Source organism: Rhizobium sp. CF080 (genome assembly GCF_000282095.2).
Taxonomy (GTDB): Bacteria; Pseudomonadota; Alphaproteobacteria; order Rhizobiales; family Rhizobiaceae; genus Neorhizobium.
This window is the reverse complement of the sequence record NZ_AKKC02000008.1, coordinates 131197-155402: the sequence shown is the minus strand read 5'-3', so window position 1 is coordinate 155402 and position 24206 is coordinate 131197. Positions and strand designations below refer to the sequence as shown.

The window sequence follows — 24206 nt, the reverse complement described above, 5'->3', positions numbered from 1 at the left end:
CCTTATTCAATGCCCGAAAATAGAACGATCATCGTTACCGGCTGTTCCTCCGGCATCGGCGCTCATTGCGCCCGGGCTCTGAAGGCGGACGGCTGGCGGGTGTTCGCGACGGTGCGCGGGCAAGCCGATCTCGCAGCCCTGGAGGCGGACGGCATCGATGCCCTGCTGATGGACTATACCCAGCCGGATACGATCGCAGCCTTGGTCGAAGCGGTGCTCGAGCGCACCGGCGGACGTCTCGATGCGCTGTTCAACAACGGCGCCTACGGCCAGGCGGGTGCCGTGGAGGACTTGGAGACCGACGTGCTGCGCGTGCAGTTCGAGACCAATTTCTTCGGTTGGCACGAGCTGACGCGGCGGGTTATCCCGGTCATGCGTGCACAGGGCCAGGGCCGCATCGTCAACTGTTCGTCGATATTGGGGCTCCTGCCCTATCGTTACCGCGGCGCCTACACCGCTTCGAAATACGCGCTCGAAGGCCTGACCATCACCATGCGCATGGAGCTCGAAGGCAGCGGCATCGCGGTGAGCCTTATCGAACCCGGACCGATCACCTCGCGCTTCACCGCCAACGCGCTCGCAAAGATCAAGGAACATGTCGATCTCGAAGGTTCGGTCCATGCCAAGCAGTACGAGCGGCAGCTCAAGCGCCTCGATGGACGGGGCCAGATCAGCCGCCATAAACTTGGCCCGGAAGCGGTCTACGACGTCTTGACGCATGCCTTGACCGCGCCTCGTCCGAAGCCACATTATCTGGTAACGAAGCCCGCCAAGCAGGGCGCTTTCCTGAAAAGAATACTCCCGGCCGCGCTCTTCTACAAATTGATGCGCCGGCTGGACTGAGCAAAAGGCAGCAATCCGACAATGTCCACCTTCACAACCGTCCTTGCCCTGATCGTCATGGGCCTCGTCGTGCTCGTCCTGATCCGCGGGCTGTTCAACATGGTCAAGGGCACCGACGCCAACAAATCCAACAAGCTGATGCAATTGCGTATTCTCTTGCAGGCGGTTGCAATCGTCCTCATCATGCTCACTCTCTGGATTACGGGCGGTGGTCGCCCGACCTGATTCTGATGATGGCGGATGGTAAAGCTCAACAAGATCTACACGCGCACCGGCGATAACGGCACCACGGCGCTGGTGTCGGGTCCGCGTCGCGACAAGCACGACCTGCGCGTCGAGGCCTATGGCGCGGTCGACGAGACCAATTCGACGATCGGGCTCGCCCGCCTGCACACTGCCGGCATGGCCGAACTCGATGCCATGCTCTTCCGCATCCAGAACGACCTCTTCGATCTCGGCGCCGATCTTGCGACACCCGATACCGGCGAAAAGCTGGACTACGAGCCGCTTCGCATCGTCGAAGCTCAGGCGACGAGGCTGGAAACGGAGATCGATGCGCTGAACGCCCATCTCGATCCGCTGACCTCCTTCGTGCTGCCGGGCGGCTCGACCGCCGCCGCCCATCTGCATCTCGCCCGCACCGTGTCGCGCCGCGCCGAGCGGCTGATGGTCGAATTGTCGCGGGGCGAGACCGTCGGCACTGCCGCGCTGAAATACATCAACCGGCTTTCCGACTTTCTGTTCGTGGCGGCACGTTTCGCCAATGACGGCGGCAAAGCTGATATACTCTGGGTCCCGGGCAAGAACCGATAACCGCAACGGGCGGAGGAGCCACAGCATGTTCATCCCGCTGCACGACGCCGTCGAACTCAAATACATCCGCGTCCAGTACGTCACGATCAGCATCATCGCCGTCAACGTGCTGGTTTGGCTGTTTACGAATTTCTCCGCGCCTGAAGTCGCCGAACACGCCTCGCTCGGGCTCGGCTTCATTCCGGCGGTGATCTTCAACTATGCAACGCTCGATCCGTCGCTGGTGATCGTGCCGGATGACTTCACCTTCGTCACCTATGCCTTCCTGCACATGGATTTCTGGCATCTCGCCTCGAACATGCTGTTCCTCTGGGTATTCGGCGACAATGTCGAGGATGCGCTAGGGCATGTGAAGTTCCTCGCCTTCTATCTCCTCTGCGCAGCGGCGGGCGCCGCTCTCCACGGTTTCGTCGCCTCGAATTCGGAAGGTCCGCTGATCGGTGCATCCGGGGCGATCTCCGGCGTCGTTGCCGCCTATTTCCTGCTGCATCCGCGCGTGCGGGTCTGGGTACTGGTGCTCTTTCGTATTCCGCTGCCGCTGCCGGCCTTTATTCCGCTGGCGCTGTGGATCGTCCAGCAGTTCGCCATGCTGGCGCTCGATCTCGACGGCATGGTCTCCTGGGGCGCGCATGTGGGCGGCATCATTGCGGGCGCCATCCTCGTGCTGTTCATGCGCCGCAAGGGCGTGCCGCTGTTCGACCGCAACATCGTTACCCCGAAGGCTGTCGAGCGAAAGCCGGGCGTTCCAGGAGTCGCTGCGGCAACCGAATAGAACTATGAGAAAACGGCAATGCCCGGCGGCAAATCCGCGTTGTAATCGCGCGAAAAATGCGTATCCATGTCGCCCACTGACAAATGAGGACGCGGCAAATGTCGCAATTTGCGGCTGGAGATAGTCAAGGAAGGACCCCATGAAGATTCTCGTGCCTGTGAAGCGGGTTGTTGATTACAACGTGAAAATCCGTGTGAAGTCGGATGGAACGGGCGTTGAACTCGCCAACGTGAAGATGTCGATGAACCCGTTCGACGAAATCTCCGTCGAGGAGGCGCTACGTCTGAAGGAAGCGGGCAAGGCCGAGGAAGTGGTGGTCGTGTCGATCGGCCCGGCCAAGGCCGAAGAAACCCTGCGCACCGCACTTGCCATGGGCGCCGACCGGGCGATCCTGGTCGAGACCGACGATGCCGTCGAGCCGCTGACTGTGGCCAAGATTTTGAAGGGCATCGTCGATGCCGAACAGCCTGGCCTGATCATCGTCGGCAAGCAGGCGATCGACGACGATTCGAACCAGACCGGCCAGATGCTGGCAGCGCTGCTCGGCCAGCCCCAGGCGACCTTCGCCTCGAAGATCGAGATCGCCGACGGTTCGGCCAAGGTGACCCGCGAAGTCGACGGTGGTTTGCAGACGATCGAAGTCAAGCTTCCGGCCGTCGTCACCACCGACCTGCGCCTGAACGAGCCGCGCTACGCCTCGCTGCCGAACATCATGAAGGCCAAGAAGAAGCCGCTCGACAAGAAGACCCCGGCCGATTTCGGCGTCGAGACTGCGCCGCGCCTGAAGGTCCTGAAGACGGAAGAACCGGGCGGCCGCAAGGCGGGCATCAAGGTGAAGACGGTCGAGGAACTGGTCGGCGCGTTGAAGACCGCCGGCGTTCTGTAAGAAAAGGGAGAACATCATCATGGCCATTCTTCTTCTGGCAGAACACGACAATTCGAGCCTCAACGACCAGACCGCCAAGGCCCTGACCGCTGCCATACAGATCGGCGGCGACGTGCATGTGCTGGTCGCGGGCGCCGGCGCCAGGGCTGCCGCAGATGCCGCTGCAAAGCTTGCCGGCGTTTCCAAGGTTCTGCTCGCCGACGATGCGGGTCTTGCCAACAACCTCGCCGAGCCGCTGGCGGCCCTCATCGTTTCGCTCGCCGGCTCCTACGACGTTATCATCGCGCCGGCGACGGCATCGGCCAAGAACGCCATGCCGCGCGTCGCAGCGCTGCTCGACGTCATGCAGGTCTCGGAAATCATCGAGGTCATCTCGGCCGACACGTTCAAACGCCCGATCTACGCCGGCAACGCCATCCAGACGGTGCAGTCGACCGACGCCAAGAAGGTGATCACCGTGCGCACGGCCTCCTTCCAGGCTGCCGGTGAAGGTGGCTCCGCTTCGGTGGAAACCATCTCGGCTGCGGCGAACCCCGGCCTGTCGAGCTTCGTTTCGGATGCGCTGTCGTCGTCCGAACGTCCGGAACTGACCTCGGCCAAGATCATCATCTCCGGTGGCAGGGCGCTCGGCTCGTCCGAGAAGTTCAACGAGGTGATCCTGCCCGTCGCCGACAAGCTCGGCGCTGCCGTCGGCGCATCGCGCGCCGCAGTCGACGCGGGTTACGCCCCGAACGACTGGCAGGTCGGCCAGACCGGCAAGGTGGTGGCGCCGGCGCTCTATATCGCCGTCGGTATTTCCGGCGCCATCCAGCATCTTGCCGGCATGAAGGACTCGAAGGTTATCGTCGCCATCAACAAGGACGAGGAAGCCCCGATCTTCCAGGTCGCCGATTACGGCATCGTCGGAGATCTCTTCGAAATCCTGCCGAAGCTCGAAAAGGCGCTTTGAGCCTTGTTCATTTCGCAAGCGCGAAAAATGCTGGCAAAACGGCAAGTAGCGGAATAACAATCTGCCGGACTGCATACATGCAGTCCGGCATTTTCATAAAATCGGCGTACGCTGGAGATAGCGTAAACGCCCAGGGAGCGAAACCATGGGTTTGGTCATAAAGAACATCGGCGTCATCGGAGCAGGCCAGATGGGCTGCGGCATTGCACATGTTTCGGCTCTCGCCGGCTACAAGGTGCAGATGTACGACGTGTCCAAGGACCGGATCGAGGCAGCGCTCGCAACCATCAACGGCAATCTCGCCCGCCAGGTCTCCAATGGCAAGCTCGGCGATGACGAGCGCAAGGCTGCTCTTTCACTGATTTCCGGTTCTTCCGACCTCAACGATCTCGCCCCGATGGACATGGTGATCGAGGCCGCCACCGAAGACGAGAGCGTCAAGCGCAAGATTTATGCGCAGGTCTGTCCGGTCCTGAAGCCCGAAGCCCTGCTTGCCACCAACACCTCGTCGCTTTCCATTACCCGCCTGGCGTCCGCAACCGACCGTCCGGAGCGCTTCATGGGTATACATTTCATGAACCCGGTGCCGGTCATGAAGCTCGTGGAACTGGTGCGCGGCATCGCCACCGACGAGCCGACCTTCCGGGCCGCCAAGGACTACGTCGTCGCGCTCGAAAAGACGGCGACGGTCGCCGAGGACTTCCCGGCCTTCATCGTCAACCGCATCCTGCTGCCGATGATCAACGAGGCGATCTACACGCTGTATGAAGGCGTCGGCTCGGTCGAGGCGATCGACACCGCCATGAAGCTCGGCGCCAACCATCCGATGGGCCCGCTGCAGCTCGCCGATTTCATCGGCCTCGACACCTGCCTGTCGATCATGCAGGTCCTGCATGACGGCCTCGCCGACAGCAAATACCGCCCCTGCCCGCTTCTGGTGAAATATGTCGAAGCCGGCTGGCTCGGCCGCAAAGCCGGCCGCGGGTTCTACGACTATCGCGGCGAAGCGCCTGTTCCGACGCGGTAGGCGGGCACGAACCATCGCAATCCTTGCCTTGCCAGTTAGGCCATTCCGCACTATATTGATGGAGTGAGAGGCGAGCTTTTGCCCGCCTCTCGTGTTTACGCTAGGAATTGTACCCGCACGCTTGCCTGCCAGCTCGTGCGGGTTTTTCGTATCGTAAACGTGATGCTAAATGGCTTGAACCACATAGCTCACCCTCCAGTTGGATAACGAGGCCTTCGCCTTGGTCGAAGTGGCCTATCCTCTCCGATGCGCCTGGCAGGGCGCGTCTGCTTTCGCCGTCACAACCAAAGGGAGCATAACGTAGAGTCCTACGTTACTCCACTTCGAAAAGCGGGATTATATTCCCTTTGCCGCCGTTATCAGCGCCCTGGCATCCGGGCTGTCCCAAGCCGCCGGGCCGTTCATAGCCGAAATCAGGCAGCCTTGTCTGTCCATGATCAGCGTCACCGGCAGGCCGAAGGCAAGGCCTTCTTTTTTCAGCGAGTTGAAGACGCCCATCGAGCTGTCGCGATAATAACCGAGCGTCTCGACGCCGTATTCGGCAAGAAAGGCCTTAGGCTTCTCGTCGCTGCCGGTATCGATATTCACCGCCACGACCTCGAAATCCGGCCCGCCCATTCCCTTCTGCAACGCGTTCAGCGCCGGCATTTCTTCCCGGCACGGGCCGCACCAGGTGGCCCAGAGATTGAGCAGCACCGTCTTGCCGGCGAAATCGGCGGTATTGAGGTCCTGGCCCTCAGGTCCCTTGAAGGCGAGGTCGAGCGGCCGCGGCGGCTGGGCGGCGACCATGGCGGCGACCTGGCCCTTGGAGAATTGCGAAACCGACCTTACCTTTTCGACCGCCCCCGCGCAGGCGCCGGAGGATTGGGCAAGCAGGCTGGCCTCGCCATTGCCAGACCCCACACTCCTCACGTATACCGCCACGGCACCGGCAAGTATTCCCGCGACGGCGGCAATCACGATCAATCTGGCGGACGGAAGGCCGAAAGGTCTTTTGGTCGTCATCAACTACTCCAGGACTAGGCATCATGGCTGACGGCACGAAGGACGCAGTATCCTCCAACCAGATGTGGGGCGGACGCTTCGCTTCAGGGCCGGATGCGATCATGGAGGAGATAAATGCCTCGATCGGTTTCGACAAGAAGCTGTTCGCCCAGGATATCCGCGGCTCAATAGCGCATGCGACGATGCTCGCGGAAAAGGGCATCATTTCTGGCGAAGATAAAGACAAGATCGTGTCCGGCCTGAACACGATCATGTCAGAAATCGAAACCGGCAAGTTCGAATTTTCGCGCAAGCTCGAAGACATCCACATGAACATCGAGGCGCGGCTGGCCGTGCTGATCGGCCCCGCCGCCGGACGGCTGCACACCGCCCGCTCGCGCAACGACCAGGTGGCGCTCGATTTCCGCCTCTGGGTCAAGGAAGAACTCGTCAAGACGGAGCGTATGCTGACCGACCTGATCGCCGCCTTCCTCGACCGCGCCGAGGAGCATGCCGATACGGTCATGCCCGGCTTCACCCATCTCCAGACAGCCCAGCCCGTCACCTTCGGCCATCACTGCATGGCCTATGTGGAAATGTTCGGCCGTGACCGCGCCCGTGTGCGCCACGCGATCGACCATCTCGACGAAAGCCCGATCGGCGCCGCCGCTCTTGCCGGCACGCCCTACCCCATCGACCGCCACATGACGGCGAAGGCCCTCGGCTTCCGCGAACCGACCCGCAACTCGATCGACACCGTCTCCGACCGCGACTTTGCGCTGGAATTCCTGTCGGTCGCGGCGATCTGCGCCGTGCATCTGTCGCGGCTCGCCGAAGAGATCGTCATCTGGTCGACGCCGCAATTCGGCTTCGTGCGCCTGTCCGACGCATTCTCGACGGGCTCGTCGATCATGCCGCAGAAGAAGAACCCGGATGCCGCCGAACTGGTGCGCGCCAAGACCGGCCGCATCAACGGCTCGCTGGTGGCTCTCCTGACCGTCATGAAGGGCCTGCCGCTCGCCTATTCCAAGGATATGCAGGAAGACAAGGAACAGGTCTTCGACTCTGCCGAGAACCTGGAGCTGGCAATCGCCGCCATGACCGGCATGATGCGCGACATGACGATCCGTGCCGACAAGATGCGCGCCGCCGCCGGCGCAGGGTATTCGACCGCCACCGACCTTGCCGACTGGCTGGTGCGGGAAGTCGGCCTTCCCTTCCGCGATGCGCACCATGTGACCGGCCGCGCCGTCGCACTCGCCGAAAGCAAGGGCTGCGACCTGTCCGAACTGTCGCTCGAAGAGCTCCAGTCGATCAATCCGGCGATCACCGGCAAGGTCTTCAACGTCCTGTCCGTCGACGCCTCGGTCGCCAGCCGCACCAGCTTCGGCGGCACGGCGCCGTCCGAGGTCCGCAAGCAGATCGCCTGGTGGCGCGCCAGAAATTGACCCGGGCCGGAACGAACGCCGAGAAGTGATGCCGGATAGTGACTGCACAAGCGAGCGGAACTTCGCTATGAAAGTTCCGCAGCCGTGGCGGAGAAGGAATAGAATGTCGAAGTCCCTGGTAAATATTACCCGCATCACCTTTGCGCTGAGCCTTGCCGGCGTCGTTGCCGTGGGCTGCGGCCGCAAGGGCGATCTCGACCGCCCGAGCACGCCGGTAGAACAGCAGAACATCCGCAAGAGCGGCAAGCCGGGCGAGAAGAAATCCGAGCCGGTTGCCGAAAAGCCCTTCCTACTCGACCCGCTCCTGTAATTTCCGAGTTTTGACGTGAATCATTTCCACTATATCGACGGCGTGCTGCACGCCGAGAACGTACCGATCCCGGAAATCGCCAAGGCGGTCGGGACTCCGTTCTACGTCTATTCCACCGCGACGCTGGAACGTCACTACAAGGTTTTCGCCAAGGCGTTTTCCGATGTGGACGCCATGGTCTGCTACGCCATGAAGGCTAATTCCAACCAGGCGGTGCTGAAGACGCTCGGCCGGCTCGGCGCCGGCGTCGATGTCGTGTCGGGCGGAGAATTGCGCCGCGCGCTGGCCGCCGGCATTCCGGCGAACCGCATCATGTTTTCCGGCGTCGGCAAGACGGTGCAGGAAATGGATCTGGCGCTATCGGCCGGCATCTACTGCTTCAACGTCGAATCCGAGCCGGAGCTTGAGGTCCTGAATCTGAGGGCCTTGAAGGCCGGCAAAAAGGCGCATGTCTCCTTCCGCATCAATCCGGATGTCGACGCCGGCACCCATGCCAAGATTTCGACGGGCAAGAAGGAAAACAAGTTCGGCATCGCCTATGAACGCGCCCGTGCGGTCTACGCCCATGCGGCGACGCTCGATGGCATCGGCGTCACCGGCATCGACATGCATATCGGCAGCCAGATCACCGAACTGCAGCCTTTCGAGGATGCCTTCCGGCTATTGCGCGAACTGGTCGATACGCTGCGCAGCGACGGCCACCGCATCGATCATGTCGATATCGGCGGCGGCCTTGGCATCCCCTATCGCGAGGACAACAACCCGCCGCCGCTTCCCGATGCCTATGCGGAAACGGTGAAGCGCCAGCTGCGATCGCTGGAGTGCAAGATCGTCACCGAGCCCGGCCGGCTGATCGTCGGCAATGCCGGCATCCTGGTGACCGAGGTCATCTACGTGAAGGACGGCGGCGAAAAGTCGTTCGTGATCGTCGACGGCGCGATGAACGACCTGATCCGCCCGACGCTCTACGACGCCTATCACATGATCCGACCGGTCGTGGTTCCGCCGGCCGATGCTCCGCGCATCAAGGGGGATGTGGTCGGCCCGGTCTGCGAAACCGGCGACTACCTGGCGCTCGACCGCGAGATGGCGGAACCGAAGCCAGGCGACCTGATCGCCGTCGCTTCGGCAGGCGCCTATGGCGCCGTGCAGGCGGGCACCTACAACACCCGGCTGCTGGTGCCCGAGGTTCTGGTGAAGGGATCGGAGTTCCATGTGGTGCGCCCGCGCGGCAGCTACGAAGAGCTCATCGGCCTCGATTCCGTGCCCGCATGGCTTGCGTGACCGCTTAACGCGACGTTCACTTTTACGGGAAATCCGGGAAAATATGGGGGCGAATTGCCCCCTGCCCTCGTCTTCGCCACAAACACTGTTATCTTGGAAGCTTGATTTGCGCCGCCACGATTGGAGACGGACCGCATGAGCTTCATCCGCAAAGGTGCCTTCGAATCGCATCCCGTGCTTGCGCGCCGCGTCGCACTGAAACGGTCCTTCGCCCGGATCGTGTTGTTTTTCGAACGGATTTTGCCGCTGCTGCTCGCCCCCCTCGGGATCGCGGCACTGTTCCTGTCGGTTGCCTGGTTCGGGATTTTCCGGATCGCGCCGGACTGGGTGCGCTGGGTCCTGGTCGGCGGCTTCGCCTTTGCCTTCGTGTATGCGATTTTGCCGTTCAGCCGCCTGCGCTGGCCGGCGGTGGCTGAAGCCGATCGGCTTCTGGAAGTCCGCAACAACCTGCCCCATCAGCCGGTCGGCGTGCAGGACGACCAGCCGGCTTTCGAAACGGCCTTTTCCCGCGCCCTCTGGAAGGAACACCAGATCCGTATGGCCGAGCGCATCGCAGCGCTCGATGCCGGCCTGCCGCAGCCGGATATCGCCCGGTACGACCGGTTCGCGCTCCGCGCCATTCCAGCTCTCGTCTTCGTCGTCGCGCTCGGTTATTCGTTCTCGAATGGCGGCGGTTCCCCTGCCGATGCCTTCCGGCCCGCGCCGCCGGCGCCGAGCATCAACCCGGACCTGCGCATCGACGCCTGGCTGACGCCGCCCTCCTATACCGGCCGGGCTCCGGTGTTCCTGACCGGCCGCGAGGCGACCGCAACCGTCGCCGCCGTCTCCATTCCGCAGAATTCGGCGCTGACCGTGCGTGTCACCGGCGGTGAAGGCGGCGAGGCCGTGGTCTTCGCGCCGAAGGCCGGCGGACAGCCGTCGACGCTCACCACCGAGGAAGCCAAGAAGGCGGCGGAAGCCGCCGCACAGCAGCCGCAGCAAGGTGCTCCCGGACAGCAGGCCCCTGCCTCACAGACATCGGCCCAGCCGGCGGCTCAGCAACAGCCCAATCAGCCGCGGCAGCCGCGCACTTATGCACTGAATGTCGCCGAGAGCGGCAGCCTGACCGTCAATGGCCAGACCTGGGCCTTCGATGTCATTCCGGATCGCCCCCCGGAAATCGCCTTCGACGGCCAGCCGAAGCGTTCCGTCAACGGCGCGCTGGAGATCGGCTTCACCGGCAAGGACGATTACGGCATCCGCGAGGCCCATGCGCTGATCGAACCGGTCGATCAGCCGGCTCCGGGCGCAACGCCCCTTTATCCGCCGCCGGACTACCGGCTCGACCTGCCGCGCCAGAACAGCCGCGAGGTCAAGAGCCTGACGAGCCGCAGCCTCATCGAGCATCCGCTTGCCGGCAAGCGGGTCAAGATTACCCTGATCGCCAAGGACGGCGCCGGCCAGACCGGCCGCAGCCCGACCCATGAAATGGTGCTGCCGTCGCGCGGCTTCTCCGAACCGCTCGCCGCCGCCGTTGCCGAAGAGCGCCAGGTCTTCGCGCTTGACACCCGCCAGATGCCCCGCGCCATCGAGCTCAACGAGGCGCTGGCAATCCGTCCCGACGAGACGATTCCGAACCTCAGCCACTTCCTGCTGATCCGTTCGGCGCTCGAGCGCATGAAGCTTGCCCGCAACGAGGAACAGCTGAAGGATACGGCCGAATATCTCTGGGAGATCGCGCTCGGCATCGAGGATGGCGACCTGTCTCAGGCCGAACGCCGCCTGCGCGACGCCCAGCGCAATCTCGCCGAAGCGCTGCAGAACAAGGCGTCCGACCAGGAGATCGCAAAGCTGATGCAGGAACTGCGCGAAGCCATGCAGCAGTTCATGAACGAACTGGCGCAGCGCATGCAGAACGCCCCGCAGGCGCCCAACAACATGCAGTCCCAGAACGTCATCCGCCAACGCGACCTGCAGAATATGATGGACCAGATCGAGAACCTCGCCCGGTCCGGCAATCGCGATGCCGCCCAGCAGATGCTCAACGAACTGCAGCGGATGATGAACAACCTGCAGGCAGGCCGGCCGCAGCGCGGCCAGCAGGGCCAGCAGCAGCAGAACAGCCAGATGCGCCAGCAGATCGACAAGCTCGGCGAGATCATGCAGGAACAGCAGCGGCTGATGGACCAGACCTTCAAGCTGGACCAGGCGCTGCGCGACCGCATGCAGCGCGGCGACCCGAACGAGCGGCCGGGCCAGGAAGGCCAGCAGCAGCAAGGGCAGCAGGGCCAACAGGGTCAGCAGGGGCAGCAGAACACCGACCAGATGACCGCCGAGCAGCTTCGTGAAGCGCTGAAGAACCTCCGCGCCCAGCAGGAAGGCCTCGGCAAGAAGCTGGAAGAGCTGCAGCAGGCGCTGAAGGGCCTCGGCATGCAGCCCGGCGAAGGTTTCGGCAAGGCGCAGAGCGAAATGGGCAATGCCGGCAAGGCGCTCGGCGAGGGCCAGGGCGAGCAGGCCGTTCAGGGCCAAGGCAATGCGCTGAGCGCGCTGCGCCAGGGCGCCCAGAACATGATGCAGCAGATGATGCAGGCCATGCAGCAGCAGGGCCAGGGTCAAGGCCAAGGCCAGGATCGCGGCGGCCCGGGCGAGAACATGACCTCGCAGGGTGGCCAGAACGGCCGCGACCCGCTTGGGCGCCCGCGTGCCACGTCAGGCCCGGATTTCGGCGATCAGGTGAAGGTGCCTGATGAAATCGATGTCCAGCGGGCTCGCGAAATCCTCGAAGCAATCCGCGAAAAGCTCGGCAACGCCCTGTCCGGCGAGGCGGAGCGGCAATACCTGGAACGGCTTCTGGATATCCGTTGAGCGATCAGGCCGCGTGCGAGTCTGCGGCCGCCAGGGCCGAGGCGACAGCCCGGCGGATGTCGGGAAGCGCGAAGGGCTTCTGCACGACGTCGATGATCTTCGCTGCGAGATCGTCGGCCCGCTCCCGTTGCTCGGCATAACCGGTCATCAGCAGGATCTTGAGGTCCGGGAACTTGGCGGAAGCCTGGTGCACCAGTTCGATCCCGTCCATGACAGGCATGCGGATGTCGGATAGCAGCAGATCGAAGGTCCCCTCGCCCAGCTTTTCAAGTCCCTCGGCGCCGTCGGCCGCTTCATGGGTCTCATGACCATCGAGACGAAGCGCCCGCGCAACGAACATGCGAAGCGAATCTTCGTCCTCGGTAATCAGGATTTTTGCCATTGCGGTGATCGCTCCCGTGTTCTGTTTGTATGGGACGCAAATCAACAGAGTTTTCTTGTCGAGGAGTAAACGTCGGCCCGTTGCGGGCCGACATGGTTAATATCTCGTCTCGCCCGCTCAGGCAATTTCGATCAGGCGTCTCCCGTCACCACGCCGACGAAAGGCAGCTCGCGGAAAGCGTAGGCGACATCCATGCCGTAGCCGACGACGAAGTAATCCGGGCATTCGAAACCGACATAGTCCGCCTCGAGATCTTCCTGGCGCTTGACGCGCTTGTCGAGCAATACGGCGATCGAAACGTTGCGGGCGCCGCGCTCATAGAGCATTTCCTTGGCAAATTTCAGGGTGCGGCCGGATTCGAGGATGTCGTCGATCAGCAGCACATCGCGGTCCTTCACGTCGCTGTCGATGTCCTTGACGATCCGCACGCCTTGCGAAACGGTGCCGGCACCATAGCTCGACAGCGTCACGAACTCGACTTCCGGCGCCAGACCGACGTCATGCAGCGCGCGCAAAAGGTCGGCGGCGAAGATGAACGAGCCCTTGAGGATGGCGATAACGAGCAGATCCTTGGTCGGCCCTGTGGCGATCTGTGCCGCGATCGCATGGTTGCGCTCGGCGATCTGTTCGGCGGTATAAAGCGGCTCGATGATTTTACCGCGTACGACGGGCATGAGGGTCTCCTACGTGTCCGTAAAAAACCGCGATACCACAATCAACCGAGAAAGCGAAAGCTTTAGGCGCCCCGTTCCGCGAAGGAAAGCCGCAGATCGGGCAGTTTTCCACCGGGGTGAGGTACGCGCGCCGAGAAGCCACGGCTCTGGCCGCCTTCGATGGACGAGGCCGGCGGCGAGATCAGCGTCGTCGCTGTCACGCTGCCACCCGACATCAGATCGGCGCGGATCTGCGGCATGGCCCGATTGTCGCCGCTGCGGTTCTCGACGATGCCGTTGATCAGCAGCACGCGCATGCCGTTGGCATCCTGCGGCGTCATCGTCACATGGGTGATGTCGAGCGTCGGGCCTGCCTCGGCCGTTGCTGAACCGGCGAACAGAAACGTGAAGCCGCCCGCGAGGCTGAAAACGACAACGAACACAGCCGCCACCACCGCCGAGAAGAAATCGGCGGAGAGACGCATCAGGCCACGCTCGATGCCAGCGAGTATCCGCTCAGGGGATGGCCGGGCCATTGCGGCAGAATCTGCGCGATTGCTGCGATTGTCGTTGTGGGAGCGCCGGGTCGGCCCGCGGCGGAAAGTGTCGCGAACGGTGACGAACTGGGCGTCGACCACCTCGCCTCGCCGCTGGTTCACCCTTGTGCTGCGTGCGGAAGGTTCCGGCGGCAGGATGTCCATCCGGATGACCGTCTTGCCCTGATGGCTGCTAAACGTGCTCATGGGGCCCTCTTCGGCCCGTTTTCCCCTTTGTTCGGGATGGCGGGCATTGAATCGAATCCCACCTAGTCGTAAATTCAAATGGTTAACGCTTCGCAAATAAGGCCTGAAATTAGCCCTTTTCCGCGCGCGATTTACCGTTCGTTTACCCGGGTCGTTAAGAGATAGACGGGCACCAGAGAGTCGAAAGAGCGAGGACTGGGTCAGCCGTTGATTCATTTCGAAAACGTTGGTCTGCGCTATGGGATGGGTCCGGAGATCCTGCGGGATATGACCTTCGACATCCCCAAGCGCTCATTCCAGTTCCTCACGGGCCCATCGGGCGCTGGGAAGACCACACTGCTGCGCCTGCTGTTCATGTCGCTGCACCCGACCCGCGGTATCATCCACATGTTCGGCCGCGACCTGTCGCAGATCCCGCGCGCCGAACTGCCGATGCTGCGCCGTCGGGTCGGCATCGTCTTCCAGGATTTCCGCCTGCTCGACCACCTGACCACCTATGAGAACGTCGCGCTGCCGCTGCGCGTGCGTGGCAAGGAGGAGAGCTCCTACCGCAACGACGTGATCGAGCTTCTGAAGTGGGTCGGGCTCGGCGAACGCATCAACGTGCTGCCGGCCGTTCTTTCAGGCGGCGAAAAACAGCGTGCAGCGATCGCCCGCGCGCTGATGGACCAGCCGGAAATCCTGCTCGCCGACGAGCCGACGGGCAATGTCGACCCGCCGATGGCGCGCCGGCTCCTCAATCTCTTCCTCGAACTCAACCGGCTCGGCACCGCCGTCGTCATCGCCACCCATGATCTGGCTTTGATGGACCAGGTGGACGCACGGCGGATGATCCTCACCGAAGGGCGGCTCGACATCTATGAATGAGCTGAGCCGCCCGAAAGCGACGAAGAGCGCCCAACCGCAAAAGCCCGCAAACGAGCAGCAGTCCTCGCCGGCGGGCCAGAAACAGGCGCGCCGCGTCGAGATGCGGGTGCGGCCGACCGCGCCGATCCTGCCGCCCTCCAACATCCAGGGCAACGCGCTGATGGTGGTGATCGCCATCATGGCCTTCCTCGCCTGCCTGACGCTCGGCGCGGTCAGCATGGTGAGGGCGACGGCATCGAGCTGGCAGAGCCAGATTTCCCGCGAGATCACCATCCAGATCAAACCCGATGACGGGCTGGACATGAACGCAGCCTTGAAGAAGGCCCGCGACCTGGCCCTCACCTTCGTCGGCACCCGCGAGGGCACGATCATGGACGAAAGCGCCACGGCAAGGCTTCTGGAGCCATGGCTCGGTACCGGATTGAACTTCGACGACCTGCCCATACCGCGCCTCGTCATCATCACCATCGACGAGCAGAACCCGCCCGATTTCGCCGGAATGCGCGATCTCCTGAAGACGGAAATCCCGCAAGCCTTCCTCGACGATCACCGGACCTGGGTGGATCGCCTGGTGTCGATGGCCCACACCACGGTGCTGATCGGCATGGGCGTCCTCGTTCTCGTCTTCACGGCGATGATCCTGACGGTGATCTTCGCCACGCGCGGGGCGCTCTCCGGCAATCGCCATATCGTCGAGGTTCTGCATTTCGTCGGCGCCGAGAGCTCGTTCGTGGCCGGTGAATTCCAGAAACATTTCCTGAAGATCAGCATCAAGGGGTCGGCCGCCGGCGGTGCGCTCGCAGCCGCGATCTTTGCTGTCGCCAACATGTGGCAGGCCAATTCGCTGGCGACGCCGGAAAGCGACCAGGCCAGCGCCCTGTTCGGCTCCTTCACCATCGGCGTCGGCGGTTATCTCGGCATTTTCGCGACGATGATCGTGATCGCGCTGCTGACGACACTGACGGCCCGGTTCACGGTCATGCGCACGATCGACGAAATCGACCTGATCCGCTCCGATCCGGCGCGTTCCGACGGATTATCAGCTTCTTGAAACGGGTCCCGTCCCTCTGTAGGTTGGCCCTGTTCTCGCCACGAATCTCCGGCTATGGACAGTCATGACACCGGCCCCGACCACACCCGAAAATGGAACGGAGCGCCACCCGCGGCGGTGGTTCGGTGGAGTGTTTTCACGCAACAGCCGCCTGCGATGGGCCGCGCGCCGTATCATCATGGCCTGCGTGCTCGGATTGGCCCTGCTTTTCGGCGGATTTTTATGGTTCGCGAATGCCGTGACCTCGCTGAAGGCACCTGACGGCGTCAAGGCCGACGCGATCGTCGTCCTGACCGGCGGCTATCTGCGCATCGAGCAGGCGCTCGGGCTCTTGCGGGACGGAGCCGGCCAGCGACTGCTGATCTCCGGCGCGCATCCGTCCACCAGCCCCACCCAGATCCGCAAGGTCACGCAGGCATCGCCGGATCTCTTCGCCTGCTGCGTCGATATCGGTTACGATGCGATCGACACGATCGGCAATGCCAACGAGATCACCCGCTGGATCCACGACCACGGATACAAGTCCGTGCTGGTCGTCACCAACAACTACCACATGCTGCGCAGCCTGCACGAACTGCGCCGTGCCGACCCGGTGACCGTGTTCATTCCCTATCCCGTGGTCAGTTCCGATCTCACCCGAAAAGCCTGGTTTGCCGAGCCGGATGTGTTGCGCACCATGCTTTCGGAATACGGCAAGGTCGTGCTCGCCACAGGCCGCGACTGGTTCGGCATCGAGCGCGGCAGCGGATTGCGCAACGATGACCCGCCGAAGACCGCCTCAAAGCCCGCGCCCTGACACTTTTCCCTCCGCATGACACCCTGGCGCTTTTTTCGCGGCGCGATCTCGTGTAGGCAACGCCTGTCCAAGAGGAAGCCTTTCATGCTGCTGGTGCGTTCGGTTCTTTTCAATACCGCCTTCTACACAAACCTGATCGTCCGCATGATCGTGCTGAGCCCGATCTATTTCCTGATGCCGCGCAAGGCGGCCTACCGCATCCCCAAAGCCTGGGCCGCCTCCTGCAACTGGCTGATGGCAAAGATCATCGGCGCCACGTTCGAGATCGAGGGGCTGGAAAACGTGCCCGAAGGCGGCTGCATCTTCGCCCCCAAGCATCAATCCGCCTGGGATACCGTCGCCCTCCTGCCCTGGCAGCGGGACCCGGTCTATATCCTCAAGCGCGAGCTGATGTGGATCCCGCTGTTCGGCTGGTATGCCGCCAAGCAGAAGATGATCCCGGTCAACCGTGGCGCCCGCGGCAAGGTCATGGTCGACGTCATGAACCGGACGAAGGAGGAGATGGCCAACAACCGCCAGCTCATCATCTACCCGGAAGGCACGCGCCGCCCGCCGGGTGCCGAGCCGCAATACCGCTACGGCATCGCCCGCATCTATCGCGACGTGCAGGTGCCCGTCGTGCCGATCGTCGCCCATTGGGGCCTGTTCTGGGGCCGCCGCAAGCTCATCAAATATCCCGGTCATTTCAAGGTCCGCATCCTGCCGCCGATCGCGCCGGGCATGGATCCGGATGCCTTCTACGCCCTTCTGGTCGAGACGCTGGAACGGGAAAGCGACAAGCTGCTGATCGAGACCGTGGCCGCCAACCCGCACCTGCCCCTGCCGCCCTCGGCGGTCAAACGGCTTGCGGAGCTGAAGGCTCAGACGGCGGCCTGACTGAAAGTGGCCACGGTCGCGCCGACCTCTTCCAGCCAGTGATCGCGGATACCCATGTCCTTCAGATGCGCCAGCGTATTGAACACATAGGTATCGTTCGGCCCCGATTGACCGGAGGACACGCGGACGATCTCCGCCGCCTGCTCGATCTCGAGCGCCCCGGCATACTGGACATGATTGCGATCAACGATATAACCGACGGCCTTCACCTGCCGCCCGTCGCCGAGCGAAACGGGCAGGATCTTTTCCAGATAGACATTCGTAACGAGTTCCCGGCGGCGCAGATAGTCGAGCACGTCCTCCCGGTTCTCCTCGCTTACCCGGAAGGCGACGCCGCGGCATGAACCGCCGCGGTCGAGACCGAGGACCAGGCCCGGATGATCCGGCGTGCCGCGATGCACATGAGACCAGACGCAGAGGGAGCGGCGGAAGCCGAAGGCACGTGCAGTCAGTCTTTCCTCAAACGCAAAACCCGGATTCCACATCAGGGACCCGTAGCCAAACACCCAAAATTCGTCCATATCCCGCGCCACACCATTCCAATCGAAGCGCCCCGCCCCAACTTTCCCAGCACCATTGGAGAACATCATGGCAGCGTCAAGCCGAACCGGCGTCAGCGGAAAATTATGGCTACTCGCCTGCGGGGTGGTGCTGGTGATCGCACTTTACACGGCCGGCTGGTTCTATGGCGCCTCGGTGCTGAAGGAGCGGACGCTGAGCCTGCTCGGCAGCCAGGAAAAACGCGGCATCTCGGCCGAATGCGCTGACGCGGACTATCGCGGCTACCCCTTCCGGATCGGCCTGTTCTGCTCGAAGGTATCGGTCGACGATCGCACCAACGGCATTTCCGCAATGTTCGGATCCCTGCGGTCCGCAGCCCAGGTCTACAATCCCGGCCATATCGTCTGGGAACTCGATTCGCCGGTCGAAATCCGCACCGGCCACGGACTTTCGATTTCCACCACCTGGGAAAATTTCCAGTCGAGCCTGATCACCCGGTTTCGCGGGGTGGAGCGCACCTCGACGGTGATCGAGAACGCGAAAACGAACATCCTGTCGTCGGCCACCGGCCAGGCTTTCAACATCAGCGCCGGCCACACCGAGATCCATCTGCGCCAGAACGGCAACGATCTCGATGCGGCCCTGACACTCCAAAACACCGACATGGTGATGAAGGACCTGCCCCAGCTTCTGCCACGGTTCACGGCCAATCTCGACCTGACCCTGACTGGCCGCGCCGGCATGATCGACGGAAGCGATCCGAACGGCACCGCTCTCTATGGCACGCAAGGGCAGATGCGCAGCCTTTCGGCCGATCTCGGCGAAGGCAAGCTGATCACCGTTTCCGGTCCCTTTTCCTTCGACGAGCAAGGCTACCTGTCGGGCAAGCTGAAGCTCCGGGTCGAGCAGATCGATGCTTGGCGCGACAGCCTGAGCCAGGCATTTCCGCAGATCGCCCCGACGCTGAAAACCGCCGCCAACATGCTGTCCGCACTCGGCCGCGGCAAGAGCGCATCGCTCGATCTCACCATCAACCGCGGCAAGGTGTTCGCCGGCGGCTTTATCCAGATCGGTGAAATCCCGCCGATCTGAATTTCGGCCTTGGCTTTAGAATTGGTAGCAACCATAATTTCATACAATTTAATGTTGTATTTCCGCCGCGACTGAGGCAAGCTCCCGTCATCTTTTTTGGGGGGGACAAGAAATGCCTGCAACCATTCTTCTGCCACCATCGACGAACGTCTTCGTCACGGCATTGACCAACGCGGCGGACCTGCAAAAGGTCACGATCACGGTGCCCGGCGCCAGCCCGATCCTGTGGCAGGGCACCGGCGAAGGCAATCACCAGATCGGCTCCACCTTCGTCATGACCCCGTCCGGCAGCCAGGACGTCCAGGCAACCGTGGATGTCCAGCACTCGGCAAACGGCGGGAATACGTGGCAGGAATCTGCCCTACTTCCGGGCGGCTGCTCCATCGGCACGATGAACCTTCAGGTCCTCCTCTCCGAGGACCAGGTTGACCGGGACTATAACGACGCTGTGGTGCAGTTCCTCTGGTGGGTGCCGCTGTCATGACGAAGGCCGCGCTCATCCCGAATGCAGCCGCACGGCGGATACGCGCCTCGCTGACCGCCGCGCTCTTTTGGATGGCGCTCGGTCAGGCTGCATTGGCGAGCCCGATCGTGGTGGGCCTCATCGGCGACCAGACGGGTTCCTCCAATATCGACCAGTCCTATACCGTGCTGCAACAGGGCGTGGATGCTCTCAACGCGGCCGGCACCCCGCCGGCGGTCGTTCTGCATCTCGGAGATCTGGTCGAAAGCACCCAGACACCCAGTCAGATCACCACCCGCTTCAACCAGGCGACGGGCATACTCGGCGGGTTGAAGGCCCCCTGGTACATGACGCCCGGCGATCACGACGTCAATCCGCCGGTCTTCGTCCAGGACTCCACCGACCGGTCCCGCGAGCAGCTGTTCCAGCAACTTTACACGCCGCTCAATCCGCTGGTGGCGCAGAACCTCTATTATTCCTTCAACGTCCAGAACTGGCATTTCGTCGCGCTCGACAGCCTCGAACATCTCGATACCGATCCGCGCTGGGGCAATGTCTTCTACGCGCAGATCTCCGACCAGCAGTTTGCCTGGCTCCAGCAGGATCTTCAGGCGAATGCGGGCGGCAAGGACGGCATCGTCGTTTTCCTGCATCAGCCGCTCTGGTACAACTGGACGGGGTGGAAGCGGGTCCATGCGCTGCTGGCCCAATACCCGGTCAAGGCGGTGATCGCGGGACATACGCATTACAATCAGGCCGATTCCAAGCTTGACGGCATCCAGTACTGGGTCGTCGGGTCGGCCGGCGGAGACACGAAGGAAGGAAGCCCCAATGCCGGCGACCTCCATCACGTGACGACGCTATCGCTCTCCGCCAACGACATCGCGTTCAACATGATCCCGCTCGCACCCTTCGTGCAGAATACATGGACGGATCGCAGCGTGATGGACCAGGTTCAGGCGATCTCGGTGATCCTCGGCAACAGCTATAATTTTGATGCGTCAGCCCAGGTCTTCCTGCAAAACGGCCAGCTCACCGGCACCTGTGGCGCAAGCACGCCGGCAACCGTATCACTTCCCGATATCGGAAATGCCATCGCCGAGCCCGTCAACGTCTCCATCGTCTTGAACTCGCCGACTACCATGCTTTCGGCGGGAACATTCGGAGCCAATTTCTGCCAGACGGATATCGACCAGTACAGCTGCCAGCTGGCTCCGTCCGCGGGCGTTGCCGTTTCCAACAACTCGGTTGTGGAGATGTCGCAATACCCACCCCCGCCGCCGCTCTGGAGCGGGACGGTGGTTCCCAAAAACGGCGCCAGCCCTGCCGTGGGAGACCCGCTGACCCTCGAACTGACGATGGCCTTCAACGAAGAGAACCAGACCTACGCCATCTCGACGCTCGCAAACACCACCGTGAAGAAATGCCAGTAGGCCGCCGCGCGGGGCAGCGACCGCCGGACTGTCACGCCTTCTTCGGATCGAGCGCGTGGCGGCCGAAGTCCGGCGCGTCGACATCCTGGCCGGCCTGGACGATCGAGCGGCGGATGGCGCGGGTGCGGGTGAAGAGTTCGAACAGCTTGTCGCCCTCGCCCCAGCGGATCGCCCGCTGCAGATAGGCGAGGTCTTCCGAAAAGCGCGCCAGCATTTCCAGGATCGCATCCTTGTTGTGCAGGCAGACGTCACGCCACATGGTGGGGTCGGACGCGGCAAGGCGGGTGAAATCGCGAAAACCGGAGGCGGAATATTTGATGACTTCCGCGTCGGTCACCGTCTCGAGATCGTCCGCCGTGCCGACGATGTTGTAGGCGATGATATGCGGCAGGTGGGAGACGATCGCCAGAACCTTGTCATGGTGCTGCGGATCCATCTCGTCGATCCGCGAGCCGAGCGCCATCCAGAAGGATTTCAGGGTGTCGAGAGCGGCCTGATCCGTATCCGGCAGCGGCGTGAAGATGCACCAGCGATCCCGGAAAAGACCGACGAAGCCGGCATCCGGACCGGATTTTTCGGTACCCGCCAGCGGATGGCCCGGAATGAAATGCACGCCTTCCGGCATATGCGGCGCCATCTGCGCGATGACCGACGCCTTGGTGGAACCGACGTCGGTGACGATGGCGCCGGGCTTGAGGCTGCCGGCGATCTGCCTGGCAACCGCTTCCGATGCGCCGACCGGCACCGAGACGATGACGAGGTCGGCATTCTTCACCGCATCGGCCGCGGACGCGACATAATGCGTGCCGAGCGCCAGCTCTTCGGCACGTTTCAGGGTTTCGGCGCTGCGGCTGGAAATCACCACCTCGCCGGCCAGGCCCAGTTCCTTGACGTCACGGGCGATCGACGAGCCGATCAGGCCGATGCCGATCAGCGCGATCCTGTCGAAATGCGGCGTGCTCATGCGCTTTTACCCATGAATTCGCCGAGCGTCTCGATGACGCCGCGATTGGCCTCTTCCGAGCCGATGGTCATGCGCAGCGCGTTCGGGAAACCGTAACCTTTGACGGCGCGCAGGATGTAGCCGCGGCTGGTGAGAAACGCATCCGCTTCCGGCGCCCGCTTGCCGTCGACATCCGGGAAATGGATGAGCACGAAATTGGTAACCGACGGCGTCACCTTGAGACCGATCGCTTCCAGCGCATGGGTAAGCTTGTCGAGCCAGAGATTGTTGTGCTCGACGGCCTTTTCGACGAAGGCCTGGTCGCGGATCGCGGCCGCACCCGCGGCGATCGCCGGCGCGTTCATGTTGAACGGGCCGCGCACGCGGTTGAGCGCGTCGAGAATGCCGGCCGGGCCGTACATCCAGCCGATGCGCAGCGCCGCAAGGCCGTAGACCTTCGAGAAGGTGCGGGTCATTACCACGTTCTTGTTGGAGGACACCAGTTCGAGGCCGGCTTCGTAGTCGTTCTTGCGCACATATTCCGCGTAAGCCGCGTCGAGCACCAGAATGACGCTCTTCGGCAGCCCGGCATGCAGGCGGCGGATATCGGCGACCGGGACATAGGTGCCGGTCGGATTGCCCGGATTGGCGATGAACACCATCTTCGTCTTGTCGGTGACCGCGGCGAGGATCGCGTCGACATCGACGGTGCAATCCTTCTCCTTTACCTCGACCACCGTGGCGCCGGCGCCCATGATCTGGATCTTGTAGACGAGGAAGCCGTGCTCGGTGATGATGGCCTCGTCGCCGGCGCCGAGATAGACGTGGCAGAGCAGGCCGAGCAGCTCATCCGAGCCGTTGCCGCACATGATGTTCGCGATATTGAGGCCATGCACCGACGCGATCGCCTCGCGCAGCGCTATCGCCTGGCCGTCCGGATAGAGTTCGAGATGGCCGGCGGCTTGTGCGAAGGCCTCGATTGCCTTGGGGCTGGCGCCGAGCGGCGTTTCGTTGGAGGAAAGCTTGAAGACGCGTGCCACGCCCGGAGCATGTTCCTTGCCGGGCACATAGGCGGCGATATCCAGGATGCCTGGACGCGGAACGGGCTCACTCGTGACGATGCTCATCGGATCAACCTTTTTTGGAAAGCCTGGACGGCGGGTGTGATCCAGTGGGATTAAAGCCGAAATTCGGCTTTGTCGAGTGTGTGCTTGGGGCTCCACTCCCACGAGAGATGCGGGCGACGGCGATGCCCCTCATCCGCCTGCCGGCACCTTCTCCCCGTTCTGACGGGGAGAAGGGATCTGACGCACCGTTTCGTTCCCTCCTATCCGAGGGTATGAGCAAAAAAATGAGGAGCGGGCTGCTTGCGTCCTTCTCCCCGCTTGCGGGGAGAAGGTGCCGGCAGGCGGATGAGGGGCAATTCGGCGCTCACCGGGTCCGCGTCGTCGGCACCCCCTGCGGTGCCAGCACCGGCACGAAGACGCGTCGCGACGCGCGGGCGGCGACCGGCAGGCCCTGGTAGAGGCGCTTCTGGGCCTCTACCACGATCACCCCCGAAAACACCGGCCAGAAGCGGCGCCCCAGGCGCTCGAAGGCTTGGCGCAGCTTCAGCACGGCGCGGATCTTCGAAGGCGGAAAGAACAGCGCCTCCGCACTTGCGCCAGGTGTAAAGTTCGTCTCGCGCAGCAGCGAGGTGAGCTGGCCGCGTGAATAGGGTCGGCCGGAACCGAACGGCGTATGCTCCATGCGGGCCCAGACGCCCCGCCGGTTGGGTACGACGATGACGAGCCGGCCACCGGGCGCCAGCACCCGCCAGAGTTCCTTCAGCGTCTCCCGCGGATTTTCGGCAAATTCCAGCGAATGCACCATCAGTACGCGATCGACGGAAGAATCCGGCAGCGGCAGCTCCTCGTCGAACACAAGCGCAGTGGAAGAAAGCTCGCCGACCGGCCAGTTCACCGCCCCTTGCCCCGCCGGCATGAAGGCGAAGGTGCGCTCCGTATCGGCGCGAAAGCGGTCGAGATAAGGCACGGCATAACCGAGGCCCACCAGCCGCTCTTCCGGCAGCCGCGCCCACAGCGAGGAGAGCGCGAACGCGATCGACTGCTCGGCAAGGTGGCCGAGGGGAGAGTGATAGAATTCGCGGAGATCGACGATATCTGCGTGCATGCGTAATTTGGTACCAGACGGTGGTTGGACTTCAAGGGACCAGTCTCTACATTGTGACGCAAAACTCTTTCAGC

At 62.8% G+C, this 24206-nt stretch carries 26 protein-coding genes; 18 read left to right on the top strand and 8 right to left on the bottom strand.

Translation table 11 applies throughout. The features are described from left to right. The first annotated feature begins 9 nt into the window (after positions 1–9). From PMI07_RS18075 to PMI07_RS18045, 7 genes are all read left to right on the top strand, one after another. The gene (locus tag PMI07_RS18075) at positions 10–843 is read left to right on the top strand and encodes an SDR family oxidoreductase (protein ID WP_024163897.1); all 834 of its coding nucleotides are present in this window, start codon (positions 10–12) and stop codon (positions 841–843) included. Between the two features lie 21 nt (positions 844–864). Next, a complete protein-coding gene (locus tag PMI07_RS18070; protein WP_007766527.1) occupies positions 865–1068 on the top strand; it encodes a twin transmembrane helix small protein in 204 nt (67 codons plus the stop codon). Between the two features lie 15 nt (positions 1069–1083). Further along, a complete protein-coding gene (locus PMI07_RS18065; RefSeq protein WP_007766529.1) occupies positions 1084–1656 on the top strand; it encodes a cob(I)yrinic acid a,c-diamide adenosyltransferase in 573 nt (190 codons plus the stop codon). A gap of 25 nt (positions 1657–1681) precedes the next feature. Continuing rightward, positions 1682–2428, top strand: coding sequence for a rhomboid family intramembrane serine protease (locus PMI07_RS18060; protein WP_007766531.1), 747 nt, complete (start codon positions 1682–1684; stop codon positions 2426–2428). Positions 2429–2567: 139 nt separating this feature from the next. Next, positions 2568–3314 carry an electron transfer flavoprotein subunit beta/FixA family protein gene (locus PMI07_RS18055; protein ID WP_007766532.1) on the top strand — a complete coding sequence of 249 codons (747 nt, stop codon included), beginning with the start codon at positions 2568–2570 and terminating at the stop codon, positions 3312–3314. Between the two features lie 19 nt (positions 3315–3333). Next, the gene (locus tag PMI07_RS18050; RefSeq protein WP_007766534.1) at positions 3334–4263 is read left to right on the top strand and encodes an electron transfer flavoprotein subunit alpha/FixB family protein; all 930 of its coding nucleotides are present in this window, start codon (positions 3334–3336) and stop codon (positions 4261–4263) included. Positions 4264–4408: 145 nt separating this feature from the next. Further along, positions 4409–5290: a 3-hydroxybutyryl-CoA dehydrogenase gene (locus PMI07_RS18045; RefSeq protein WP_007766536.1), complete on the top strand. Its 882-nt coding sequence runs from the start codon at positions 4409–4411 to the stop codon at positions 5288–5290. A 336-nt stretch (positions 5291–5626) separates the two neighbouring features. On the opposite strand, the gene PMI07_RS18040 is transcribed toward PMI07_RS18045, so the two are convergent. After that, a complete protein-coding gene (locus PMI07_RS18040; protein WP_007766539.1) occupies positions 5627–6295 on the bottom strand; it encodes a TlpA disulfide reductase family protein in 669 nt (222 codons plus the stop codon). Between the two features lie 23 nt (positions 6296–6318). Here PMI07_RS18040 and argH point away from each other — a divergent pair, with 23 nt between their 5' ends. From argH to PMI07_RS18020, 4 genes are all read left to right on the top strand, one after another. After that, entirely contained in the window at positions 6319–7722 is a 1404-nt protein-coding gene (argH, locus tag PMI07_RS18035; RefSeq protein ID WP_007766541.1) for an argininosuccinate lyase, read from the top strand. 103 nt (positions 7723–7825) lie between these two features. Beyond that, complete coding sequence (locus PMI07_RS18030; RefSeq protein ID WP_007766542.1) at positions 7826–8032, top strand: hypothetical protein; 207 nt, start codon at positions 7826–7828, stop codon at positions 8030–8032. A 15-nt stretch (positions 8033–8047) separates the two neighbouring features. Further along, complete coding sequence (gene lysA, locus PMI07_RS18025; protein WP_007766543.1) at positions 8048–9316, top strand: diaminopimelate decarboxylase; 1269 nt, start codon at positions 8048–8050, stop codon at positions 9314–9316. Between the two features lie 135 nt (positions 9317–9451). After that, positions 9452–12160 carry a TIGR02302 family protein gene (locus PMI07_RS18020; protein ID WP_024163896.1) on the top strand — a complete coding sequence of 903 codons (2709 nt, stop codon included), beginning with the start codon at positions 9452–9454 and terminating at the stop codon, positions 12158–12160. A gap of 4 nt (positions 12161–12164) precedes the next feature. Here the strand turns inward: PMI07_RS18020 and PMI07_RS18015 are convergent, their stop codons facing one another. From PMI07_RS18015 to PMI07_RS18005, 3 genes are all read right to left on the bottom strand, one after another. Further along, the gene (locus PMI07_RS18015; RefSeq protein ID WP_007770731.1) at positions 12165–12542 is read right to left on the bottom strand and encodes a response regulator; all 378 of its coding nucleotides are present in this window, start codon (positions 12540–12542) and stop codon (positions 12165–12167) included. A 131-nt stretch (positions 12543–12673) separates the two neighbouring features. Then, a complete protein-coding gene (hpt, locus tag PMI07_RS18010; RefSeq protein WP_007770732.1) occupies positions 12674–13216 on the bottom strand; it encodes a hypoxanthine phosphoribosyltransferase in 543 nt (180 codons plus the stop codon). Between the two features lie 62 nt (positions 13217–13278). Beyond that, on the bottom strand, positions 13279–13938 hold the full coding sequence (locus tag PMI07_RS18005) for a hypothetical protein (protein ID WP_007770733.1): 660 nt from the start codon (positions 13936–13938) through the stop codon (positions 13279–13281). Between the two features lie 207 nt (positions 13939–14145). Between PMI07_RS18005 and ftsE the strand changes: the two genes are divergently transcribed. The 4 genes from ftsE to PMI07_RS17985 all read left to right on the top strand — a co-directional run bounded on the left by ftsE (position 14146) and on the right by PMI07_RS17985 (position 17528). Continuing rightward, complete coding sequence (ftsE, locus tag PMI07_RS18000; protein ID WP_007770735.1) at positions 14146–14805, top strand: cell division ATP-binding protein FtsE; 660 nt, start codon at positions 14146–14148, stop codon at positions 14803–14805. 100 nt (positions 14806–14905) lie between these two features. Beyond that, the gene (locus PMI07_RS17995; RefSeq protein ID WP_245277197.1) at positions 14906–15856 is read left to right on the top strand and encodes an ABC transporter permease; all 951 of its coding nucleotides are present in this window, start codon (positions 14906–14908) and stop codon (positions 15854–15856) included. A 178-nt stretch (positions 15857–16034) separates the two neighbouring features. Beyond that, complete coding sequence (locus tag PMI07_RS17990; RefSeq protein ID WP_245277196.1) at positions 16035–16652, top strand: YdcF family protein; 618 nt, start codon at positions 16035–16037, stop codon at positions 16650–16652. Between the two features lie 84 nt (positions 16653–16736). Continuing rightward, positions 16737–17528: a 1-acyl-sn-glycerol-3-phosphate acyltransferase gene (locus PMI07_RS17985; RefSeq protein ID WP_024163895.1), complete on the top strand. Its 792-nt coding sequence runs from the start codon at positions 16737–16739 to the stop codon at positions 17526–17528. On the opposite strand, the gene PMI07_RS17980 is transcribed toward PMI07_RS17985, so the two are convergent. After that, positions 17513–18061: a gamma-glutamylcyclotransferase gene (locus PMI07_RS17980; RefSeq protein WP_024163894.1), complete on the bottom strand. Its 549-nt coding sequence runs from the start codon at positions 18059–18061 to the stop codon at positions 17513–17515. The genes PMI07_RS17985 and PMI07_RS17980 overlap by 16 nt on opposite strands. Positions 18062–18116: 55 nt before the next feature. On the opposite strand from PMI07_RS17980, the gene PMI07_RS17975 reads away from it, so the two are divergent. The 3 genes from PMI07_RS17975 to PMI07_RS17965 all read left to right on the top strand — a co-directional run bounded on the left by PMI07_RS17975 (position 18117) and on the right by PMI07_RS17965 (position 21017). Beyond that, positions 18117–19121, top strand: coding sequence for a DUF2125 domain-containing protein (locus PMI07_RS17975; protein ID WP_007763515.1), 1005 nt, complete (start codon positions 18117–18119; stop codon positions 19119–19121). 112 nt (positions 19122–19233) lie between these two features. Then, complete coding sequence (locus tag PMI07_RS17970) at positions 19234–19605, top strand: Fucose-binding lectin II (PA-IIL) (protein WP_007763516.1); 372 nt, start codon at positions 19234–19236, stop codon at positions 19603–19605. Next, positions 19602–21017: a metallophosphoesterase gene (locus PMI07_RS17965; protein WP_007763518.1), complete on the top strand. Its 1416-nt coding sequence runs from the start codon at positions 19602–19604 to the stop codon at positions 21015–21017. Before PMI07_RS17970 ends, PMI07_RS17965 begins: the two co-directional genes overlap by 4 nt. A 31-nt stretch (positions 21018–21048) precedes the next feature. Here the strand turns inward: PMI07_RS17965 and PMI07_RS17960 are convergent, their stop codons facing one another. The 3 genes from PMI07_RS17960 to PMI07_RS17950 all read right to left on the bottom strand — a co-directional run bounded on the left by PMI07_RS17960 (position 21049) and on the right by PMI07_RS17950 (position 24132). Continuing rightward, entirely contained in the window at positions 21049–21981 is a 933-nt protein-coding gene (locus tag PMI07_RS17960) for a prephenate/arogenate dehydrogenase family protein (protein ID WP_007763520.1), read from the bottom strand. Beyond that, the gene (gene hisC / locus PMI07_RS17955) at positions 21978–23087 is read right to left on the bottom strand and encodes a histidinol-phosphate transaminase (protein ID WP_007763521.1); all 1110 of its coding nucleotides are present in this window, start codon (positions 23085–23087) and stop codon (positions 21978–21980) included. The genes PMI07_RS17960 and hisC overlap by 4 nt, the downstream gene beginning before the upstream one ends. 304 nt (positions 23088–23391) lie before the next feature. After that, positions 23392–24132, bottom strand: coding sequence for a class I SAM-dependent methyltransferase (locus PMI07_RS17950; protein ID WP_007753688.1), 741 nt, complete (start codon positions 24130–24132; stop codon positions 23392–23394). Positions 24133–24206 lie beyond the last annotated feature (74 nt).

Coding starts and splice junctions, on each gene's coding strand:
- PMI07_RS17960 (WP_007763520.1), bottom strand. CDS start 21,981: ATGAGCACGCCGCATTTCGACAGGATCGCGCTGATCGGCATCGGCCTG.
- PMI07_RS18065 (WP_007766529.1), top strand. CDS start 1,084: ATGGTAAAGCTCAACAAGATCTACACGCGCACCGGCGATAACGGCACC.
- PMI07_RS17965 (WP_007763518.1), top strand. CDS start 19,602: ATGACGAAGGCCGCGCTCATCCCGAATGCAGCCGCACGGCGGATACGC.
- PMI07_RS17995 (WP_245277197.1), top strand. CDS start 14,906: ATGCGGGTGCGGCCGACCGCGCCGATCCTGCCGCCCTCCAACATCCAG.
- PMI07_RS17990 (WP_245277196.1), top strand. CDS start 16,035: ATGGCCTGCGTGCTCGGATTGGCCCTGCTTTTCGGCGGATTTTTATGG.
- hisC (WP_007763521.1), bottom strand. CDS start 23,087: ATGAGCATCGTCACGAGTGAGCCCGTTCCGCGTCCAGGCATCCTGGAT.
- PMI07_RS18045 (WP_007766536.1), top strand. CDS start 4,409: ATGGGTTTGGTCATAAAGAACATCGGCGTCATCGGAGCAGGCCAGATG.
- argH (WP_007766541.1), top strand. CDS start 6,319: ATGGCTGACGGCACGAAGGACGCAGTATCCTCCAACCAGATGTGGGGC.
- PMI07_RS17985 (WP_024163895.1), top strand. CDS start 16,737: ATGCTGCTGGTGCGTTCGGTTCTTTTCAATACCGCCTTCTACACAAAC.
- PMI07_RS17950 (WP_007753688.1), bottom strand. CDS start 24,132: ATGCACGCAGATATCGTCGATCTCCGCGAATTCTATCACTCTCCCCTC.
- PMI07_RS17970 (WP_007763516.1), top strand. CDS start 19,234: ATGCCTGCAACCATTCTTCTGCCACCATCGACGAACGTCTTCGTCACG.
- PMI07_RS18030 (WP_007766542.1), top strand. CDS start 7,826: ATGTCGAAGTCCCTGGTAAATATTACCCGCATCACCTTTGCGCTGAGC.
- PMI07_RS18075 (WP_024163897.1), top strand. CDS start 10: ATGCCCGAAAATAGAACGATCATCGTTACCGGCTGTTCCTCCGGCATC.
- hpt (WP_007770732.1), bottom strand. CDS start 13,216: ATGCCCGTCGTACGCGGTAAAATCATCGAGCCGCTTTATACCGCCGAA.
- PMI07_RS18050 (WP_007766534.1), top strand. CDS start 3,334: ATGGCCATTCTTCTTCTGGCAGAACACGACAATTCGAGCCTCAACGAC.
- PMI07_RS18005 (WP_007770733.1), bottom strand. CDS start 13,938: ATGAGCACGTTTAGCAGCCATCAGGGCAAGACGGTCATCCGGATGGAC.
- PMI07_RS17975 (WP_007763515.1), top strand. CDS start 18,117: ATGGCAGCGTCAAGCCGAACCGGCGTCAGCGGAAAATTATGGCTACTC.
- PMI07_RS18070 (WP_007766527.1), top strand. CDS start 865: ATGTCCACCTTCACAACCGTCCTTGCCCTGATCGTCATGGGCCTCGTC.
- PMI07_RS18015 (WP_007770731.1), bottom strand. CDS start 12,542: ATGGCAAAAATCCTGATTACCGAGGACGAAGATTCGCTTCGCATGTTC.
- PMI07_RS18060 (WP_007766531.1), top strand. CDS start 1,682: ATGTTCATCCCGCTGCACGACGCCGTCGAACTCAAATACATCCGCGTC.
- PMI07_RS18040 (WP_007766539.1), bottom strand. CDS start 6,295: ATGACGACCAAAAGACCTTTCGGCCTTCCGTCCGCCAGATTGATCGTG.
- PMI07_RS18055 (WP_007766532.1), top strand. CDS start 2,568: ATGAAGATTCTCGTGCCTGTGAAGCGGGTTGTTGATTACAACGTGAAA.
- PMI07_RS18020 (WP_024163896.1), top strand. CDS start 9,452: ATGAGCTTCATCCGCAAAGGTGCCTTCGAATCGCATCCCGTGCTTGCG.